Below are 18,597 nucleotides of genomic sequence, written 5' to 3'. Positions count from 1 at the left end.
CGCACCGCGGAATCGCGTGCCAAGCGATTCCGCGCAGCGGACGCTACACGCCCTGCAGGACCCGGCCCCTCAGGAAGCCGACCGCGGGGAGGAGCGACGCAGTCGCTCCGACCTAGTGAGCACCGTCCTGCTCGTCGAGGTCGGCGATCTCGGCCTCGTCGGGCTTGAAGGTCAGCGAGAACATGGCGATGGCGACGAGGACGACGATGAAGGCGACGCCGAAGCCGATCAGGGCGACGACGAACTCGCGGGTCGACATCAGCACGACGAGGCCGACGAAGGCCGCCATCACGGCGGAGAGGCCGACGAGCTCGAGCGGACGCAGGCGGTCCTTGCGGGTGGGGCGGAAGGTGCGCGGCGCGAAGTCGTCGTCGGAGGGCGACGGCTCGGAGGCGGGGTCGGGGGCGGTCATCGGTCTCCTCCGGTGGTGGGGGTGGAGGGTGCGGCGGCATCGGCGCCGGCGGCCCACTTGAGCGAGAACGCGGCGATCGCGAGGAACACGGCGAGCATCACGGCGTACGCGCCGAGGAGTCCGACCGAGACGACGGGGTGCGGCGGGAGGAGGGCGAAGACCGCTCCGAGGAGGGCCGTGCCGAGGCCGACGATCACCGCGTCGCGGGCGGAGAGGCCGGTGCCGCGGCGGCCGCTGGAGAACTCGAGCGAGCCGGAGACGAGCGCCCAGCCGGCGATCAGCGCGATGAAGGGCAGCAGCGCCGCGACCGGCAGCGCGACGAGCGCGAGCACGGCCGCGGCGAGGGTGACCCCGGCGGAGGCGAGGGCGAGCGTGCGGCCGCGACCGGCGAGGGTGCGCAGGCCGATCACGAGGGCGACGGCGCCGCTGAGGATCGCGAAGCCGGCGAAGACGGCGAAGCCGAAGGCGGGGCCGTGGTCGGGCGAGAAGGTGATCACCACACCGGCGACGGCCGCGACGGCGGCTCGCGCGAGGTGGAGGGTCCACAGTCGGCTGGCGGTGTCGGCTTCGGCCACGGTCAGGCCTCTCTGGTGGTGCGGGCGGGTCGGGGTCGCGCGAGGGCGGGGACCGAGCGGCGTCGCCGGGTCCGTCGGTGCGGTGTCCCGCACGATCCGGAGGACGCGCCGGCCCGGAGCGGGCGGCCGCCTCCGCGGACCCTGCGATTTTACGCTCCCCGGGGCGCTCCCGGCGCCGGGAGCCTCCCGAGCGCCGGGATGCTCGGCCACCGTGCAGGTGACGACCCCCGTTCTGAGCACGCACCGAGCCCGCCTCGGAGAGCACAGCGTGTTTCCGCGGGGTAAACACCGCGGATCCGATCCGCACGGACTCGTGGCGCACAGGAGGCGCTCGCTATCGTGGGTCACACCCGCGCGCCTCACCCCCGGGCGCGATCACCACACCCCCCAGGCTCAGGACGTCCACCCCCGCCGTCCGGCCCGCCGCTATCCCCTGGAGTTGATGCCTTGAACGGACTGGATCTCGCGATCCTCGCGCAGCGAGCACGCGATCTGGCCTTCAGCAAGCTGGTCGCCGGCGGTTTCCACCGCTTCGGCAAGGGTTCCCGCATCTGCCTGCCCTTCCGGATCGGACCCGGGCAGGGCAAGCGGATCTCCATCGGCGAGAACGTGCTGATCAGCGCGAACTGCATGCTGATGGTCCCGACCGACGACGCACCCACGCCCGCCCTGATCATCGGCGACCGCGTGCGGATGAATATGACCGCGATCAGCGCGGTGCAGAGCGTGGTCATCGAGGAGGGCGTCGGCATCGCCCGCGGCGTCTACATCTCGGACCACTCGCACGGCTTCAAGGACCCGACGCGCTTCATCCGCGACCAGGGCGTCGACCGGATCGCCCCGGTGCGCATCGGGCGCGGAGCGTGGCTCGGCGAGAACGCCGTCATCATGCCCGGCGTGACGGTCGGCCGCGGCGCCGTGATCGGCGCGAACGCCGTCGTCCGCGAGGACGTCCCCGACTACTCCGTCGCCGTCGGCGTGCCCGCGCGCGTCATCCGGACCTTCGCGTGAGGAACGCCGTGCCCCAGCAGCCAGCGCCCGACCACACGGCGCCCGAGGCGACCGCCGACGGCGTCGTCCGCGACGTCGTCTTCACCTTCTCCTACGAGACCTACACGGATGCGGCCCGCCGCGGGATGATGCGCCCGCCGGACCGGATCCTGCACTCGCTGATGGAGAGCCCGCAGGTCGGGCGCCTCATCGTGGCGAACCCCTTCCGCTTCCTGCCGACGACGCTCGTCCGCGGGGCTCTGGGCCGCGAGGTCGAGTTCCCGTCGACGCCGCAGCGCATCCTGCACACCCCGCTGCGCCTGCGCCGCTCCGACCCGACCGACATCGCCGGCCTGGAGAAGGAGTACCGCGCCTACGACCAGGGGATCGCGAAGCTCGCCGACGAGATGGAGCTCGTGCGCCCCGTCGTCGTCACGACCAGCCCCGTCGTCGCCGGCTTCTCGCCGTTCGAGTGGGCCGAGCACGTGATGTTCTTCGCCCGCGACGACTGGACGACCTCGACCCGCTGGAAGGGCCACTGGCCCGCCTTCCAGGAGGCCTACCGGCGCGTCGCGAGCAGCGGCCGCTCCGTCACCGCCGTCTCGCAGGAGATCATCGACCGCATCGCGCCGACCGGCCCGCACGCCGTCGTCCCGAACGGCGTCAGCCCGGAGGAGTGGACCGGCCCCGTGCCCGACGCCCCCGAGTGGCTGAGCCGCATCCCCGGCCCGCGCGCCCTGCACGTCGGCACGCTGGACGACCGGCTCGACGTCGAGGGGATCGTCGCGGTCGCGACGGCGCACCCCGAGCTGCAGATCGTGCTGATGGGTCCGCAGCCCGACCCCGGCTACCTCGCCCCGCTCGCCCCGTTCGCGAACGTGCACCTGCACCACTCCGTCGGCCGCCGCGAGCTGGTGGCGACGATGCGCAACGTCGAGCTCTGCCTCCTCGCGCACCGCCGCACCCCGCTGACCGAGGCGATGAGCCCGCTCAAGCTCTACGAGTACGTGGCGAGCGGCTGCCCGGTGATCTCCGTCGATCTGCCGCCGATCCACGGCATCAGCGACCGGATCCGCATCGTCCCGACCATGGCGGAGTTCGCCGCGGTCGTCGACGACGCGCTCGCCGACGGCCCGGCCACCGAGGACGCGCGCCTCGGCTGGATCCACGCGAACTCCTGGGCCGCCCGGCACGAGACGGTGCTCGACATCCTGCTCGACCGGAACGACGGCCGCGCCCGCGCGGGCGGAGCCACCCCGTCGGCACTGCAGGCGGGCTAGGTCAATCCACCCGGGGGTCCGACTCCGAAGTAGCCAGGGAACGGGCGCCTCACTATCGTGGGGGTGGCACCGCGGCCCGTTCCGCTGTGCCCTCGTCCTCGGACGGCGAGCACTCGCCCAGGCGCAGGAGCGGATCCCGCCGCGCCGGCACCGCGTCGCACCCGACGTCACGATCCTCACCCGCCCGAGAACCACCCGACCGACCAGGACCACGATGCAGCGCAGGCTCCCCGCCCCACCCCGCGCGCGTCCCCCTGGACGTCGACCCGCCGATGCCCGGGACGCCCCCCCGTCCTGACGCACTCCGGGGAGAGCGCGGTCACGACGCCGCCGGATCTCCCTCCCACCGGGCCGCTCCCGTGCAGAGCGGGGCTCCCGCCCGGCTCCGCGCCGCCCCAGCACCACCAGCACCACCAGCACCACCCACCCCCACACCACCCAGCCCTGCACTACCGCCTCAGTCAGCTTCCGCCGGAGGAGAGCCCGAGAGCTCCCCCGGACGCGAGAAGGGTCGCCATGTCACAGTTCCTGTTCGTCTGCTCCGGTGGAGGGCATCTCAAACAGCTCTTCACGCTGTCCTCCCGCTTCGGGATCGACCCCGCCGACCAGCACTGGGTGACCTTCGACAACGGCCTCAGCCGCTCCCTCCTCGAGGGCCGCCGCGTCACCTACAGCCGCTTCGCCGCTCCCCGCGACGCCCGCCCGATCGCCGAGAACGCGCTGATCGCGCATCGGATCCTGGCCAAGGGCGACTACTCCGCCGTCTTCAGCACCGGCTCGAGCCCCGCCGTGTCGTTCATGCCCGAGGCCTCGCTCCGCGGCATCGAGTGCCACTACATCGAGAGCGCCGCGCGCGCCGACGGCCCCTCGATCACCGGCAAGATCATGGCCCGCCTCCCGGGCGTGAACACCTACACGCAGTACCCGGTCTGGGCGGACGAGCGCTGGCTCTTCGGCGGCTCGATCTTCGACGCGTACACGACCGGGCCCGACCAGCCCGTCTCCGCGATCCGCCGCGCGGTGATCTCCGTCGGCACCCAGGACCTCTACCCCTTCGACCGGCTGATCGCCGCGTCCGTGCCGCTGCTGAAGGACGCCGAGGTGCTCTGGCAGACCGGCCTCGCCGACGTCTCCCCCTACGGCATCGAGGGCCGCGCGAGCGTGCCGCACCACGAGCTGCAGGAGGCCGTGAAGGAGGCGGACGTCGTCATCGCCCATGCGGGCACCGGCGCCGCCATCACGGCCATCGAGAACGGCAAGGTGCCGATCCTCGTGCCGCGCCTCGTCGCGCGCGGCGAGCACATCGACGATCACCAGATCCAGATCGCCCGCGAGCTCGACCAGCGCGGCCTGGCGATCGCCGCCGCCCCGGAGGAGCTGACCGAGGAGCTGCTGCTGCGCGCCGCGAGCCGCACCGCCGCGCTGGCTCCCACCGTGCCGCCGTTCCGCTTCAGCCCGTCCCGCGCGCGCTCGCGCCGCCGCGCCTCCGCGAGCGTCCCCTCCTGGCGCCCCGAGCGCGGCGACACTCGCTTCGAGACCGCCTGACGCGGGGGCCGCTGCGCCCACCTCGCGCCGGATCGCCTCCGGCACGCTGAACCACCTCCGGCTCGCCGAATCCCCACGATTCCGCGAGCCGGAGTCGTCTCCACGTGCCGAGCGCCGCCTCGGAGACCTCCGGCACGCGGAAAGACCTCCGGCACGTCAGAAGCACCGGCTCGCGCGAGCCGGACGCGAGATCGCGAGCCGAACCGGTGCCGCCGGGACCTCCGGCACGCGGAAACCGGCCCGGCACGCCGGAATCGCAGGACCCGGCGAGCCCGAGCCGGAATCTCGTGCCGAACCTCACCCCCGGCACCTCCGGCACGTGGGAAGACCCCCGGCACGTCAGAAGCACCCGATCCAGCGAGCCGGACGCCGGATCGCGAGCCGGACCGGCTCCGTCGAGACCTCCGGCACGCGAAAACCCGCCCGGCACGCCGGATCCACGGGTTCCAGCGAGCCGGAGGAGGAATCGCGAGCCGGACGAGCGCGCCGTCACCACACCCGCCGCCGGCACGCGAGAAGCCGCCCGCACGCGCAGAAGGGCGGAGGAGCCGCAGCTCCCCCGCCCTCGTCCTGCCCCCTCAGCGAGCGCAGGCGGCGCTCTCAGCGCCTCAGGAGGCGTTCGCGAGCAGCGCCGTCCAGGCGATGTCCGCGAGCTTCGCCTGGCCCGCCAGGGACGGGTGGAAGTGGTCGACGTCCGAGATGTCATCGGAGGTGACGTCGAAGTCGTGCAGGGCGCCCTGGTCGTAGACGCAGTTCGCGGTGGCGCCGCAGACGTCGGCGAGGACGTCGTTGTAGGCGTCGATCGTCGTCGAGACGTTGTCGCGGCGGGCCTGCGCGTCCGCGTCGTCCGACGTGGGCTGGTAGAGCAGCGAGTTGCAGTTGGAGCTGCCGGCCCAGCGCGAGACGGCCTCGGCGTCGGTCCGCTCGGTCTCGAAGAAGTCGAGCAGGTTCGGCACCGAGGAGACGAAGATCGTCGCCTCGGGAGCGCCGGTGGAGAGCGTCGTCAGCGCGGTCGTGACGTTGGCGCGGAAGGCGTCCGGCGTCGTGATGTCGGCGCTGTTCTTGCGGCAGACGTCGTTCGCGCCGATCAGGACGGTGACCAGGTCGGGAGCGGCGGCGACCGCCTTCTCGGCCTGGCCGGGCAGCTCGGCCGAGGTCGCGCCCTTGGAGGCGACGTTCTCGATCTCCGGCACGGCTCCGACCGACTCGCCGGCGCGGCGGGCGACCGAGTCGACCGTCTCGTCCTCGCCGGTGGTCCAGGACGCGCTGGGGCAGGGCTTGTTCTGCCCGCAGGCGGCCACGCCGACCGAGATCGAGTCGCCCAGCGCGGCGATCGAGCCGGCCGCGAAGGGCAGCTCGCCCGAGGCGGCGGGCTCGGTCGTCTCGGCGGGAGCCGGGGCGGAGGTGCAGCCGGCCAGCAGCGCGGCGGCGACGGCCACGACGGCGAGGACGCCGGCGCGACGGGAGCGGGTGGTGCGGGTCATGCAGTGCCTCCATCGGCCGGGGTGGTCTGCGCGGCAGGCGCGGCAGAGGTCGCCGGGCCCTTGGGCTTGGGCTTCCGGACCTGCTTCACGAACGCGAGGATCTGGTTCATGTCGCGGCGGTAGGCCGGGATCGCCATCGCGAGCGCCAGCGGCACCAGCGAGGCGAGTCCGCCGACGAGCAGGTGGACGATCGCGGGCAGGTCGGTGTACGCGCCGACGGCCCAGGCCGCGCCGAACATGAACGGCACGACGAGGACGGGGCGCAGCACCGGACTGACGATGTCGGATCCGCGCACGAAGGTGCCGCGGATGGCGAGCCAGAAGCCCGGCACGAGGAGCGCGAGCGTCGTGAGCCCGTAGAGCAGGGCCAGACCCTCGACACCGTTCCACCAGATGCCGACGAAGAAGGAGGCGATGACGATCGGGCGGGTGACGACGTAGTAGATCAGCTGGCGGTGCACGCGCCCGAGCGAGATGTAGATCCAGCCCTGCACGTTGCCGATGCCCTGCGCGATGCCGGCGATCGAGAGGAGCGAGAGGATCATCGCGGCACTCGTCCACTGCGGGCCGAGGATCAGATCGATCAGCGGTCCGGACAGAGCCGCGAGCACGCCGAACGTGGGCAGCGTCAGATAGCCGACGACGAGCAGTGCTCCGCGGACGTACCGGCGGTACCGCTCGGCGTCGTCCTGCAGCGAGCTCAGAACCGGCAGCGCGACGCGGCCCAGCGGGCCGTTGAGCTGCTGGAGCGGGAGCAGGAAGAGCCCGTAGGCCTTGCTGTACTGACCGAGAACGCCGGTGCCGAGCTGCGCGGCGATGACCACGTTGTCCACGTTGCGGGCGAAGTAGTTCAGCAGCTGAACGCCGAAGATGCTGCCGCCGGTCGAGACGAGGGGGATGACCGCCTTCGAGATGCGGGGACGTCCGAAGGTCGGACGGGCCGCGACCCAGAGCGCGACGAGACGGTAGAGCAGAGCGCCGCCCTGGAGGACGACCAGCGCCCAGACGCCCCAGCCGAGGAGTCCCGCGACGATCGAGGCGCTCACCCCGACGAGCATCGACACGACGTCGATCTTCGCCATCAGGCCGAACTTCATCTCCTTCTGCACGCGCGCCTGGAGCGGCATGCAGAGGCTGTTGATGAACAGAGTCGGCGCGACGGCGAGCGTGAGGATGATCAGCTGGTCGTTCTGATAGAAGCCCGCGATGAGCCAGGCCGAGCCCGCGATCGCGAGAGTGCCCACGACGCCGAGCGCCACGGACAGCCAGAGCACCGACCGCCAGATCTCCTCGCTCAGCTTCTTCGACTGGATGATCGCACCGGTCAGGCCGAAGTCGCGGACCAGGTCGGCGACACCGACGATGGCCGTGATCGACACGAGCAGACCGAAGTCCTCCGGAGTGAGCAGGCGCGCGAGCACGATGGTCGAGATCAGCTGGATCGCGGTCTTGCCCCAGAGCCCGCCGAGGGTCTGGATCACGCCACGGCTGGCCGTGTGGCCGAGGCTGGACTTCTGCGCGGTCGGCGGCAGGTTCGGCCCGTCCCCCACGGTCGGCGACTGCGCGATCGCGTCGGTCGCCAGCGTCTCGGTGGTGTGCGCGGTGTCGTCGATCGCCGCCTCGATCTGGGCGTCGCTCGCCGTGGTGCCGTGGCGGGCGGAGGAGCCGCCCGCGGGGGTCAACCCCGTCACGCGCGCGTCGTCTCGTCGCGGTTCCATTCGGGTACGCCTCCTCGAGCGATGATCGACCGCGCCTCGAGGCGGGGTCGCAGATAGCCGTAGCAGTAGATCGGGAAGGCCGGCCACAGGGCGGGCCGGCGCAGGACGCGCTTCAGCAGCGCGACCGGGCCGCCGCCGCCGCCGGCGCCGGCCTGCTCGGGCACGAGCCCGGAGGCCGCCAGCTGGGCGTTGCCGATCGCGATGCGGACGGTGCGCTTGATCTGGTTGCGCATCCGGCGCGGCGCCTTCACGGAGAAGGACCGGCCGGGGAGCGTCAGCCGCTCCTCGGGGGTGAAGAGCTGCTGGACGAAGCGGTCGTCCGCGATGATCTCGGGGAACGCGCCGAAGCGGCTGCGCCCCTCGGCCGAGAGGCCGTAGATCCCGGAGCCGACCAGGCCCGGGGCCCGGTAGTCGGACAGCTCCCAGATCGAGTAGTGCGCCCGCACGGGCCACGAGGCCCCGCGGGTGTCGACGCGGAACTCCGGCGCCGCGGCGAGCGGTCCGCCGGGGCGGGCCAGCTCGTCGCCGAGCGCCAGGAGCGTCTCGGCCGAGACCGAGACGTCCGCGTCCACGTAGATCCTCGGGAGGACCGTGGCGAGCTCGTCGGCCGCGTTGAGGCCGGCGATCTTCGAGGCCCGGGGCGTCTCCGCCACCAGGATCCGCGGATCGACGGCCCGCGCCACAGCCGCGGTGTCGTCGGTGCAGCCGTTCGCGCCGACCACGATCTCGAGCCGGCCCTCCGGGTCCCCGGCCACCAGGGCGCGGAGGAGCCGGGCGATCACCGCCCCCTCGTCGTGCGCGGGGATGACGACGCTGACGCGTGCGCTCACGACTCGATCTGCGTCGGCTTGCGGACGACGTGAGCGCCGACGTGCGAGCCGAGGGCGGGCTGCCCGACGGGGATGTGGGGGCCCCCGCGGGTGAAGGCGGAGACGTGCCCCGCCTCCTCCGGCGACAGGCGCCGGCGGGTCGACTTCCGCGGAGCCTCGGTGAGCACCCAGGCGCCGACGGCCAGCAGGATCCAGAACAGCATGAAGGACTGGAAGAAACCGAAGGCGTCGTAGAAGTACGCGGCGATCGTGTAGCCGAGCAGCAGAACCGCGACGGCGAACGCGAGGCTCGCGTACTGCGGCGTGGTGGTGCTCTTGAACGAGTAGCGCAGCAGCATCACGATCGGGACGAGGAACAGCACGGCCAGGCCGATGACGCCCACGGCGCCGCCGTCGAGCAGCGTGCCCAGCCACTGGTTGTCGAGGATGAACGCGTTCTTGTCCTCGCCCACCACGATGCGGCTGCCGACTCCCGTTCCGAAGAAGGGGTGCTCGCGCACGATCGCCATGGCCGGCTCGAGGTCGGCCAGGCGGCCCGCGCCCGCCATGCCCGCGGAGGTGTACTGCGAGGCGATGAGCGCGTCCGGGTCGAGGAAGGACCCGATCATGTCCGTGAGGATCTTCGGGATCAGCACGAAGCCGAGGCCGAGCACCGGCACCATGCCCAGGAGCAGGTAGCCGCCGACCTTCGGACGCAGGATGACCGTCAGCAGGAACATCACGCCGAGCGTGACGATCGCCGTGCGCGAGACCGCGGTGACGACGCCGAGCAGCAGGGCGAGGATCGTGCCGTAGTAGATGATCCGGCGGTTGATCTCGTTGAAGGGCCAGCGGGCGTACTTCGAGAGGTAGATCGCGATCGGGATCATCATGGTGAACATGACGGCCAGCGCGATCGGGTGCTGCGACGAGCCGAACGAGCGGTAGCCGCCGGCCCGGTAGGCCTCCTGCTCGGCGCCGAGGCGCTCGAGCGGCAGGAACTTGTCGAGCATCGTGAAGACGTTCTGCTGCGTCGCGCGCTCGATGACCGCGAAGAAGGCGACGACGACGGCCGACCAGACCAGGAAGGTCAGGAAGGCCTCGACGAGCTTCTCGTTGCGCATCACGAGCCGGGCGACGAAGTAGACCGAGAGCATCAGCAGGTCGTTGACGATCGCGCCGGCGACACCGCTGCCGAGGGCGCCCTCGGAGATGAACTGCACGTTCGCGGCGATCGAGAGCAGGCTCGACGCCACCCAGATGCCCAGCGGCCAGCCGAACGCGGCCGGGCGCCAGACGAAGGTCGGGTCGATCATCAGCGCGACGATCGCCGCGACGACCATCAGCACGATGACGAGCCGGTACGGCTCCAGAGCGAAGCCGAGCGGGATCGGCAGCGCGTAGTAGCGCACCGGGATGAACATGATCACGCCGAGCAGGACGATGAACGCGCCGGTCCAGTTGAAGACCAGCTTGCGCGTCAGGTACAGGAAGGAGATCCCGAAGAGGATCGCCCCCGCGTACAGCGGATTGAGGTAGTAGACCGCTGCGACGGCCACGGCCGCCAGCAGGACGGTCGACAGGACGGCGCGGACCGTGAAGGTCCGGCGGACGAGGATCTCACCCGCGTAGGGGTCGTCGTTCCCGGGGACCCCGAGCGGGGTCCCCTTCAGCGTCGGCGTGCTCATCTGCTGCGACCGCCTCAGGTGGCGCTGCGCTTCCCGGAGGAGGCCAGCTCACCCGGCCCGGCGGTGTTCTCGGGGGCGGTGCCGAGGGCGGCGGGGCGCTGGCCGTTCTCGGACGCGGTGCCGGTCAGGGCCGGGCCGCGCCGGAAGGACTCGCCGCGGCGCTGGTTGCCGCGGTTGGCGGTGACGCGCTCCCGCGAGATGCGGATGTTGTAGAGGATGAAGGCGAGCGCGATGAACGCGAGGAAGACGCCGAGACCGGTGATCGCGATCGGGATGATCGGGTTCGACCCCTCCTGCTCGACGGCCGCACCCTGGTCGGTGGTCTGCAGGGTGACGCGGAGCTCGGGGGCGACGCCCTGGGCGTCCTGCTGCGCGGTGATGTAGCCCTGGAAGATCTGGGTCGCGGTCTGCGAGATCAGGACGGCGCGGGCCGGGTCGGTCGACTCGCCGACGATCGAGAGGATCGGGAGGCTGAAGCGGCCCGGGTTCTGCTCGGTGCCGGCCGGCTGGGTCGTGCGGCGCACGGCGCTGAGGGCCTCGGTCGGCGCGAAGCCGCCGATGGCCTGCTCGACCTGGGTGCGGATCTCGGAGCCGCTGACGATGTACGCGTAGATGACCGCGGTGTTCGTCAGGTCGTTCTGCTGGGCCTCGGAGGTGCCCTCCTGCAGCGCCTGACCGGGCTCGACGGCCTGGAGCGGGTTCCGCGAGCCACCGCCGAGAAGGATCGTGGTGTCGGAGCGGTACGCCGACTCGGCGCGCGAGACGATCTCACCGTCCTTCACGGTGTAACCGGCGACCATGGCGGCCAGGACGGCGACCACGAGGCCGACCGCGAGGAGCCATTTGTAGCTCCAGAGCACTCGAAGGTAAAGGGGGACGGACATCTCGGTCTCGACTTCCAGACGGCGAGGTGTGGTACCTCGGGGCGACGCGCCGCGTGCTCGGAGGTCGCATTGCTGCTGCAATCGTTGGAGCAACGCCTCCGTCCATCACGGCGGTGATGGCGGAACGGGTTTTGCGGCTGTCGAGGTGTCGACGGAGCCTGGTGCGAAGGGCGGTTTCGGAGCGGTGCGGTGCTGCTTTCGCACCGGCCTTCGGGCATGCCTCGATGGGGCCGGAACGAGCACAGAACCGGGACCCCACGAGTGCGGTGCCCCGACACACTCATTGTGACCATAACCCACGGCATGCGGATGCCGGAAGTATTGCGGCTGTGTTAAGTCTGCGGGAGCGACGACTCGCCGAGCCGGGAGTGGACTTGCGTTCCTCTCAGGTGGTCGAGGATGGTGGCTATCGTTCATTCCTGAGCGCGCCGCCCTCACGACAGGAGACGCATGGATGATGAGCACCAGTGCTCCACCACTGCCGCAGGCCCACCCGACCATCGAGACGACCCCGAGCACGACCGCACCGACCGCGACGCCCGTCCGCTGACGAGCGTCGCCTCCGGCGCGCCCGCCGGGGCTCCGCTGTCGATCCTGTACTCGTTCCCGCACGGCATCGGCTCGCCGGGGATCGGCTGGACCGCGCTGCAGCAGGTCCGCTCGCTCGTCGCCGCGGGGCACCGCGTCACCGTCGTCGCCGCCTCGATCACCGAGTCGCTCGGCCCGGTCGCCCGCGCCGTGACGACCCTCACGGTCGGCGGCGTCCGCCTCCCGCACCGCCTCTTCGGCCGCAGCCGCTCGATCGCCCACCACGACCGCGTCACCGCGCGGATCCTCGCCGAGGGCGACTACGACGTCGTGCACGGCTGGCCGTGGGGCTCCGCCCGGACCTTCGACGAGGCCGCCCGCCAGGGCGTGCCCGCGGTCCGCGAGGCCCCGAACACGCACACCGCCCACGCCTTCGAGGTCGTCGCCGAGGAGTACGAGCGCCTGGGCATCACGCCCCCGGTCGGCTCGCCGCACACCTACAACGCGGTGCGCCTGCGCCGCGAGGAGCGCGAGTGGGCGTCCGCGACCGCCATCCTCGTGCCGTCCGCCTCGGTGGAGCAGACCTTCCTCGAGAAGGGCTTCTCGCCGCGCAAGCTCCTCCGCCACCGCTACGGCGCCCTGGTCGACACGACCCGCAGCTTCGATCCCGACCCGCGCGACGAGCCGGACCACGTCTTCACCGCGGTCTTCGTCGGCCGGATCGAGCCGCGCAAGGGCCTGCTCTACGCGCTGCAGGCCTGGCAGCAGTCCAAGGCGAGCAGCACCGGCCGCTTCCTGATCTACGGCGACTTCACCCCGGGCTACCAGGAGCGCCTCGCCGGACTGCTCGAGCAGCCGAGCGTCGAGCTGCGCGGCTTCACGGGCGACGTCGCGGGGGTCTTCGCGAGCGCCGACGTGCTGATCCTGCCGACCATCGAGGAGGGCAGCGCCCTGGTCACCTCGGAGGCGCAGGCCGCCGGCTGCGTGCCGCTGGTCTCCTCCGCCGCCGGGGCCAACCTCGAGGACGGCGTGCAGGGGCTCGTGCACGAGCCGCGCGACGTCGAGACGCTCACCGCGCAGATCGACCTGGTCTCCTCCGACCGCGCCCTGCTCGCGCGGATGCGCCGGGCCGCGCTCGACAACCGCGGCAACCTGACCTGGGAGCGCGCGAGCATCGACCTCGTCGCCGCCTACCGCGCCGCGATGGTGCTCGTCCGCGAGGACCTGGCGGGCACGGGCTCAGCCGCCACGGGCTCAGCAGCGACGGGCCCAGCCGCCGACTCCGACGACCGCTCCGACCAGCCGAGGACAGACACGCCGTGAACCCCTCCGTCCTCACCCCGGGTGACGTCTCGATCATCCTGTGCACCCGCGAGCGGCCCGACATGCTCCGGGAGGCGCTCGCGGCGATCGCCGCCGGCACCGACCCCGCAGTCGAGGTGATCGTCGTCGACTCCGCGTCGACCGACTCCCGCACCCGCGAGGTCGCCCTCGCCGCGGGCGTGCGCTACGTCCGCACCGACACCAAGGGCCTCTCGATCGCGCGGAACCTCGGGCTCGACTCGAGCGACCGGCCGATCGTGGTCTACACGGACGACGACTGCTCGCCGACACCCGGCTGGATCGAGGCGCTGCTGCGCGCCTTCGAGGAGGAGCGGGTCACCGTGGCGACCGGGCGGATGCTCGACCACACCCTGGTCGACACCGACGTGCCGCCGACCGACCGCATCGTCTACCGCTCCGCCGTCCGCGGCCTCGACGCGGGACACGGCGCCGTGATGGCCTTCCGCCGCGACGTGCTGCAGACGCTCGGCGCCTTCGACGACACCCTCGGGGCGGGCCGCTACCTCGCCGGCGCCGAGGACCTCGACATCTTCTGCCGCGCCCTCGCCGCGGGCGGCACCGCCGTCTTCGTGCCCGACAGCGTCGTGCTGCACGTCAACACCCGCAACCCCGTCGCCTACCGCCGCCTCATGCGCGGCTACGGGCTCGGACTCGGCGCGCTCGTCGGCAAGTGGTGGCGCCTGTCGCCCAAGGTCGGCGCGCGGCTCACCGCGACCCTCGCCGTCCGCAGCGGCCGGCGCCTAGTGCGCTCGGCCCAGCGGCGCGGCCGCGGTGCGAAGGACGAGCTCGCGATGGTCGAGGGGATCCTCCGCGGCTACCTGCGCTCGCGCCACCTCCGCCTCTCCGGCTCGACCTTCGTCGACGAGTACCCGCCGACGCCCATCCGCCTGCCTGCGACCCCGGCCCAGCCCGGCACGGCGCAGGCGGACCCGGCCCCCGCCGGCACCCCGAGCTGACCGCTCCCCTCCTCCGCCTCCGACCAGGGAGCACCGCCATGACCCGACCCCCTCGCCGCACCGGGCGACCGCACGCCGAGCCGCTGCGCACCCTCGACGAGAAGTTCGTCTCGAACGCCGTCGTCTACGAGGTCGCCCGGCCGACCGGCTCGATGATCATCGACGGCGCCCCGTTCCGCCGCGCGGACGGCTCGCTCGACCGCGACCTCGTCTACTCGGCGTGGGAGGCGTTCATCCGCACCTCCCCCTCGGTGCGGCAGCGGCTCGCCCGCGCGCCGCTCGGGCTGTTCACGCCGTCCTGGGTGTCGGTCGACACGATCGACGTCCGCGACCACGTGCGCTTCCACCCGGGCGTCGTCGAGTGGGACCCCCGCCACGTCGAGCTGCTCACCGGCGCCTTCAACGGGCCGATGGATCCGAAGGGCCCGCTCTGGGACATCCTCGTCATCGAGCTCTCGACCGGGCAGCTCGGCTTCGCGGTGCGCATCCACCACGCGCTCGGCGACGGGATGTTCGGGCTGGTGCTGATCCAGGCGTTCACCTCCGGCGAGCCGGTCGAGTTCCCGGCGTACAGCCGCGCGCCGATGCGCTTCCCGGACGACCCGCGGCCGCCCCGCGGCCCGCTCTCGCTGACCCTCGCCGCCCGCCGCCAGATCGCGTCGACGCACGCGTCGCTCGCGGACGAGTGGACCGAGTGGAAGCGCAAGCCGCTGAAGAAGCGGATCACCCGCATCGGCGGCCGCAACATCCGCTCCGCCCGCGACTGGTGGATCCGCCGCTCGGGGCTGCTCGAGCGCAGCATCAAGCCGCGCGACGCCGCGATCCTCACCGTGGACCTCAAGACCGCGAAGGCGGCGGCCCGCGCGGCCGGCGGCTCGGTCGCCGACCTGACCGTCGCGCTCGCCCTGCACGCCTTCGCCGCGCTGCACCCCGAGCGCGCCGAGATCGCGACGCTCGTGCCCGTGTCGCCGCGCCGCGACAAGAACGAGGTCAAGCGCAACCACGTGTCGATGGTGCGCGTCGCCGTGCCGGTGTCGCTGGGTCTCGCGAAGACGGTGGCGAGCGTGCGCGAGCAGGTGCAGCTCGCCGTCGAGACCGGCGAGAGCGGCATCACCCGCGGCCGGAAGGACTGGCAGGGCTACGCGTCCTACCTCCCCGTCTTCCTGCGCCCGCGCTGGTTCGGCGGCGCCGAGCTGGCCTCGATGACCCTCTGGCCGGTGACCGAGCCGGACGACGAGGCCGCGGTCTTCGCGAGCTCCTTCACCAAGCGGCTCGACATCGCGATCTCGGTGCGCTCGGACCTCGACGCCGACCGCTTCATCGGCTCCATCGCCGCCTCGCTGACCGAGATCGGCGCCCCGGTGATCGACCCGCTCGCCGAGCAGACCCCCGCCGGATCGCCGGACGACCTCGAACCGAACGGAGCCGGCCGATGAGCCAGGGCGGCGGACCGCTGCGCACCCTCACCAAGGTGCGCACCTACCTGCAGGCCGTGCGCCTGCTGCACTTCCACGCGTACAGCCACGCGGACCAGGTGCCGCGGCTCACCCGCGGGGCCGACGTCTCGTTCGCGCCGAACGTGTCGTTCCGGAACGCCGAGCGGATCACCCTCGGCGCCGGCACCCACATCGGCGAGAACTCGCTCCTCTGGGCCGGCAACAGCACCGGACGGATCACCCTCGGCGCGAAGTGCCTGCTGGCGCCGAACGTCACGATCACCGCCTCCAACTACGGCATCGTCCAGGGCACGCCCGTGATGGACCAGCCGAAGATCGAGAAGGACATCGTGATCGGCCGGGACGTCTGGCTCGGCGCGAACGTGGTCGTCGTCGCCGGCGTCACCATCGGCGACGGCGCGATCGTCGGAGCGGGGGCCGTGGTCACCAAGGACCTGCCCGCGAACTGCATCGCGGGCGGCGTGCCCGCCAAGGTCATCGGCCAGCGACCGGAGGCCGACCGTGCCTGAGGCCGTCGACACCAGCCTGGCGATCGTCGTCGTCAGCTACAACACCCGCGAGAAGACGCTGGCCTGCCTCGCGTCGATCCCGCTCGGCGACGCGCCGACTCCCCCGCACATCATCGTGGTCGACAACGGCTCCGAGGACGGCAGCGCCGAGGCGATCCGCGCCGCGCACCCCGAGGCGACGGTGATCGAGGCGGGCGACAACCTCGGCTTCGCCCGCGGTGTGAACCGCGGCGTCGCTGCGGCGACCGAGCGCTTCGTGCTGCTGCTGAACCCCGACACCCTGGTGCTCGAGGGCTCCTTCCGCGCGCTGCTCGAGTTCGCCGTCGCGAACCCGCGCTACGGCGTGTACGGCGGGCGCACCCTCCGGCCCGACGGCTCGGTCGACCCCTCGTCCTGCTGGGGCGCGCCGAGTCTCTGGTCGCTGCTGACCTACGCGACCATGCTCTCCACGGCCTTCCGCGGCAACCCGCTGCTCGACCCGGAATCGCTCGGCGGCTGGCAGCGCGACAGCGTGCGCGAAGTGCCGATCATCACCGGCTGCCTGCTGCTGATGCCCCGCGAGGAGTACGAGCGGGTCGGCCGGCTCGACGAGCGCTTCTTCCTCTACGGCGAGGACGCCGAGTTCTCGATCCGCGCCCGCCGCGCCGGCCTGCGCCCGGTGATCGTGCCGACCGCCGTGATCGTGCACGACGTCGGCGCCTCCACCCGCGACGCGGCGACCGCCGGGAACTCCGGTCGCAAGATGTGCATGGTGATGGCCGGCAAGGCCACGATGATCCGCCTGGCGTGGAAGCCGCTGCCCGCGCGGATCGGCATCGCGCTGCTCCAGGCCGGGGCGCTCGTGCGCACGGTGCTCGAGACCGCGACCCGCCGCAAGCGACGCGCGTGGACCGAGGTCTGGCAGCGCCGGGCCGACTGGCGGGTCGGCTACCCGGAGGCCGAGCGCACGCTGTTCGGCCGGGTGCCCGGCACCGGCGCGGCGGAGGTCGCCCGATGATCGCGGGCGGGACCCGCACCCTGCGCGGCCGCCTGCGCACGCGCGTGCGCGGACTGCTCTCGGGCGAGGACGCCCGGAGCCGCCGGCTGCGGGTCGAGGCCGAGCCGGCCTTCCGCACCCGCTACGCGAACCCCTACAACGCGCGGCTCTACACGGCGATGACCGCCGAGGGCGTGCTCGTGCGCGACCTCTCCTGGCTGCGCCTGCTCGTCGCGAAGGTCGACGTGGTGCACCTGCACTGGCCGGACCTGACCTTCCTCAGCGGGGTCCGGCGCTACCGGATCGTCGCGCGGCTGGTCTTCTTCTTCGCCTTCCTCCGCGTCGCGCGGCTGCGCGGCACCCGGCTGATCTGGACCGCGCACAACGTCACCTCGCACGAGGAGCGCGGCACCCCGTTCCTCCGCAACTGGTACCGCCGGCTGCTGACCGAGAACCTCGACGCGATCGTCTGCCTCTCGGAGGAGGGCGTGACCGCGATGCGGCGCTCCTACCCCGAGCTCGCGGCGGTGCCCGCCTTCGTCACCCCGCACGGGCACTACCGCCACGACTACGACTTCTCGGCGAGTCGCGCCGAGGCGCGCGCGGAGCTCGGCCTGGACCCGGACGCGCGGCTGGTCGTGTCGGTCGGCCAGATCCGGCCGTACAAGAACGTGCCGACGCTGATCGAGCGCTTCCGCGAGCGCGAGGACGACGGCACGCTGCTCGCGGTCGCCGGCAACCCGGCCCGCGGACCGCTGCGCGGCGTCATCGAGGAGGCGGCGGCCGGCGATGCGCGCATCCGGCTCGAGCTGTCCTTCCTCAGCGACGAGCGGATGGCGCTCTGGCTGCGGGCGAGCGACCTGGTCGTGCTGCCCTACTCGGCGATCCAGAACTCCGGCTCGGCGATCCTCGCGGTCTCGGCCGACCGCCCGGTGCTGGTGCCCGACCTCGGCGCGATGCACGAGCTGGCCGCGCTGGTCGGCCCGGACTGGGTGCGGCTCTACGACGGGGCCTTCGACACCGCCGCGCTCGACGGCGCGCTGGCCTGGCTCGACGAGCGCGCGGTGGCCGCCGACGCCTCCGCGGACCTGTCGGCGCTGGAGTGGGACGCGATCGCCCGCGCGACGATCGACGTCTACCGCCGCGTGCTGCGCGCTCCGCGCCCGCGCTGAGCGGCGCGGGTCTCGATACGCCCCTGCGGGCTACTCGACCAACATGCTCCGCCAGCAAGCCGCACCTCGGCAGAGCGGGCGATGCATGCTGATCGAGTAGCCCGCGCAGCGGGCGTATCGAGATCCACCCTCCTCCACAGCCCCGCGCGCGGAACCAGCGCACTGAGAAATCACGAAGAGTAGTGCATCCCGAACCTGGGACCGCTAGCTTGGGCTCCTGATCCCCCTTGCACTCCTCCGTCGGCCGTTCCCAGCGTCCGTCGGTCGTCG

At 72.4% G+C, this 18,597-nt stretch carries 16 protein-coding genes; 9 read left to right on the top strand and 7 right to left on the bottom strand.

Annotated elements, in window-relative coordinates; all coding sequences use genetic code 11:
* Positions 1–112: 112 nt before the first annotated feature.
* Positions 113–412: a hypothetical protein gene (locus tag C1I64_RS18645; protein ID WP_243586020.1), complete on the bottom strand. Its 300-nt coding sequence runs from the start codon at positions 410–412 to the stop codon at positions 113–115.
* The gene (locus tag C1I64_RS18640) at positions 409–987 is read right to left on the bottom strand and encodes a hypothetical protein (RefSeq protein ID WP_127888249.1); all 579 of its coding nucleotides are present in this window, start codon (positions 985–987) and stop codon (positions 409–411) included. The genes C1I64_RS18645 and C1I64_RS18640 overlap by 4 nt, the downstream gene beginning before the upstream one ends.
* A gap of 447 nt (positions 988–1,434) precedes the next feature.
* Here C1I64_RS18640 and C1I64_RS20800 point away from each other — a divergent pair, with 447 nt between their 5' ends.
* From C1I64_RS20800 to C1I64_RS18625, 3 genes are all read left to right on the top strand, one after another.
* A complete protein-coding gene (locus C1I64_RS20800; protein WP_123734729.1) occupies positions 1,435–1,998 on the top strand; it encodes an acyltransferase in 564 nt (187 codons plus the stop codon).
* An 8-nt stretch (positions 1,999–2,006) separates the two neighbouring features.
* Positions 2,007–3,257 carry a glycosyltransferase family protein gene (locus C1I64_RS18630; protein ID WP_127888248.1) on the top strand — a complete coding sequence of 417 codons (1,251 nt, stop codon included), beginning with the start codon at positions 2,007–2,009 and terminating at the stop codon, positions 3,255–3,257.
* Between the two features lie 516 nt (positions 3,258–3,773).
* Positions 3,774–4,802, top strand: coding sequence for a glycosyltransferase (locus C1I64_RS18625; protein WP_123444659.1), 1,029 nt, complete (start codon positions 3,774–3,776; stop codon positions 4,800–4,802).
* A 608-nt stretch (positions 4,803–5,410) separates the two neighbouring features.
* Here the strand turns inward: C1I64_RS18625 and C1I64_RS18620 are convergent.
* The 5 genes from C1I64_RS18620 to C1I64_RS18600 are packed head-to-tail and all read right to left on the bottom strand — an operon-like array spanning position 5,411 to position 11,385.
* On the bottom strand, positions 5,411–6,286 hold the full coding sequence (locus C1I64_RS18620) for a GDSL-type esterase/lipase family protein (RefSeq protein ID WP_127888247.1): 876 nt from the start codon (positions 6,284–6,286) through the stop codon (positions 5,411–5,413).
* Positions 6,283–8,004: a lipopolysaccharide biosynthesis protein gene (locus C1I64_RS18615; RefSeq protein ID WP_127888246.1), complete on the bottom strand. Its 1,722-nt coding sequence runs from the start codon at positions 8,002–8,004 to the stop codon at positions 6,283–6,285. The genes C1I64_RS18620 and C1I64_RS18615 overlap by 4 nt, the downstream gene beginning before the upstream one ends.
* A complete protein-coding gene (locus C1I64_RS18610; protein WP_164874600.1) occupies positions 7,974–8,834 on the bottom strand; it encodes a glycosyltransferase family 2 protein in 861 nt (286 codons plus the stop codon). The genes C1I64_RS18615 and C1I64_RS18610 overlap by 31 nt, the downstream gene beginning before the upstream one ends.
* Positions 8,831–10,501, bottom strand: a complete 1,671-nt coding sequence (locus tag C1I64_RS18605; RefSeq protein ID WP_127888244.1) for an O-antigen ligase family protein — start codon at positions 10,499–10,501, stop codon at positions 8,831–8,833. The genes C1I64_RS18610 and C1I64_RS18605 overlap by 4 nt, the downstream gene beginning before the upstream one ends.
* A 14-nt stretch (positions 10,502–10,515) precedes the next feature.
* Positions 10,516–11,385 (bottom strand): YveK family protein, encoded by an 870-nt coding sequence (locus C1I64_RS18600; protein ID WP_127888243.1) that lies wholly within the window; start codon positions 11,383–11,385, stop codon positions 10,516–10,518.
* 450 nt (positions 11,386–11,835) lie between these two features.
* On the opposite strand from C1I64_RS18600, the gene C1I64_RS18595 reads away from it, so the two are divergent.
* The 6 genes from C1I64_RS18595 to C1I64_RS18570 are packed head-to-tail and all read left to right on the top strand — an operon-like array spanning position 11,836 to position 18,327.
* Positions 11,836–13,236, top strand: coding sequence for a glycosyltransferase family 4 protein (locus tag C1I64_RS18595; protein WP_127888242.1), 1,401 nt, complete (start codon positions 11,836–11,838; stop codon positions 13,234–13,236).
* Positions 13,233–14,213: a glycosyltransferase family 2 protein gene (locus C1I64_RS18590; RefSeq protein ID WP_127888241.1), complete on the top strand. Its 981-nt coding sequence runs from the start codon at positions 13,233–13,235 to the stop codon at positions 14,211–14,213. Before C1I64_RS18595 ends, C1I64_RS18590 begins: the two co-directional genes overlap by 4 nt.
* 38 nt (positions 14,214–14,251) lie before the next feature.
* Positions 14,252–15,649 (top strand): wax ester/triacylglycerol synthase domain-containing protein, encoded by a 1,398-nt coding sequence (locus C1I64_RS18585; RefSeq protein ID WP_127888240.1) that lies wholly within the window; start codon positions 14,252–14,254, stop codon positions 15,647–15,649.
* A complete protein-coding gene (locus C1I64_RS18580) occupies positions 15,646–16,179 on the top strand; it encodes an acyltransferase (protein WP_123705671.1) in 534 nt (177 codons plus the stop codon). The genes C1I64_RS18585 and C1I64_RS18580 overlap by 4 nt, the downstream gene beginning before the upstream one ends.
* The gene (locus tag C1I64_RS18575; protein ID WP_127888239.1) at positions 16,172–17,176 is read left to right on the top strand and encodes a glycosyltransferase family 2 protein; all 1,005 of its coding nucleotides are present in this window, start codon (positions 16,172–16,174) and stop codon (positions 17,174–17,176) included. Before C1I64_RS18580 ends, C1I64_RS18575 begins: the two co-directional genes overlap by 8 nt.
* Positions 17,173–18,327 (top strand): glycosyltransferase, encoded by a 1,155-nt coding sequence (locus C1I64_RS18570; protein WP_127888238.1) that lies wholly within the window; start codon positions 17,173–17,175, stop codon positions 18,325–18,327. The genes C1I64_RS18575 and C1I64_RS18570 overlap by 4 nt, the downstream gene beginning before the upstream one ends.
* The last annotated feature ends 270 nt before the right edge of the window (positions 18,328–18,597 follow it).

The organism is Rathayibacter festucae DSM 15932, from assembly GCF_004011135.1.
GTDB classification, from domain to species: domain Bacteria; phylum Actinomycetota; class Actinomycetes; order Actinomycetales; family Microbacteriaceae; genus Rathayibacter; species Rathayibacter festucae.
This window is presented reverse-complemented; position numbering and strand designations above follow the sequence as displayed.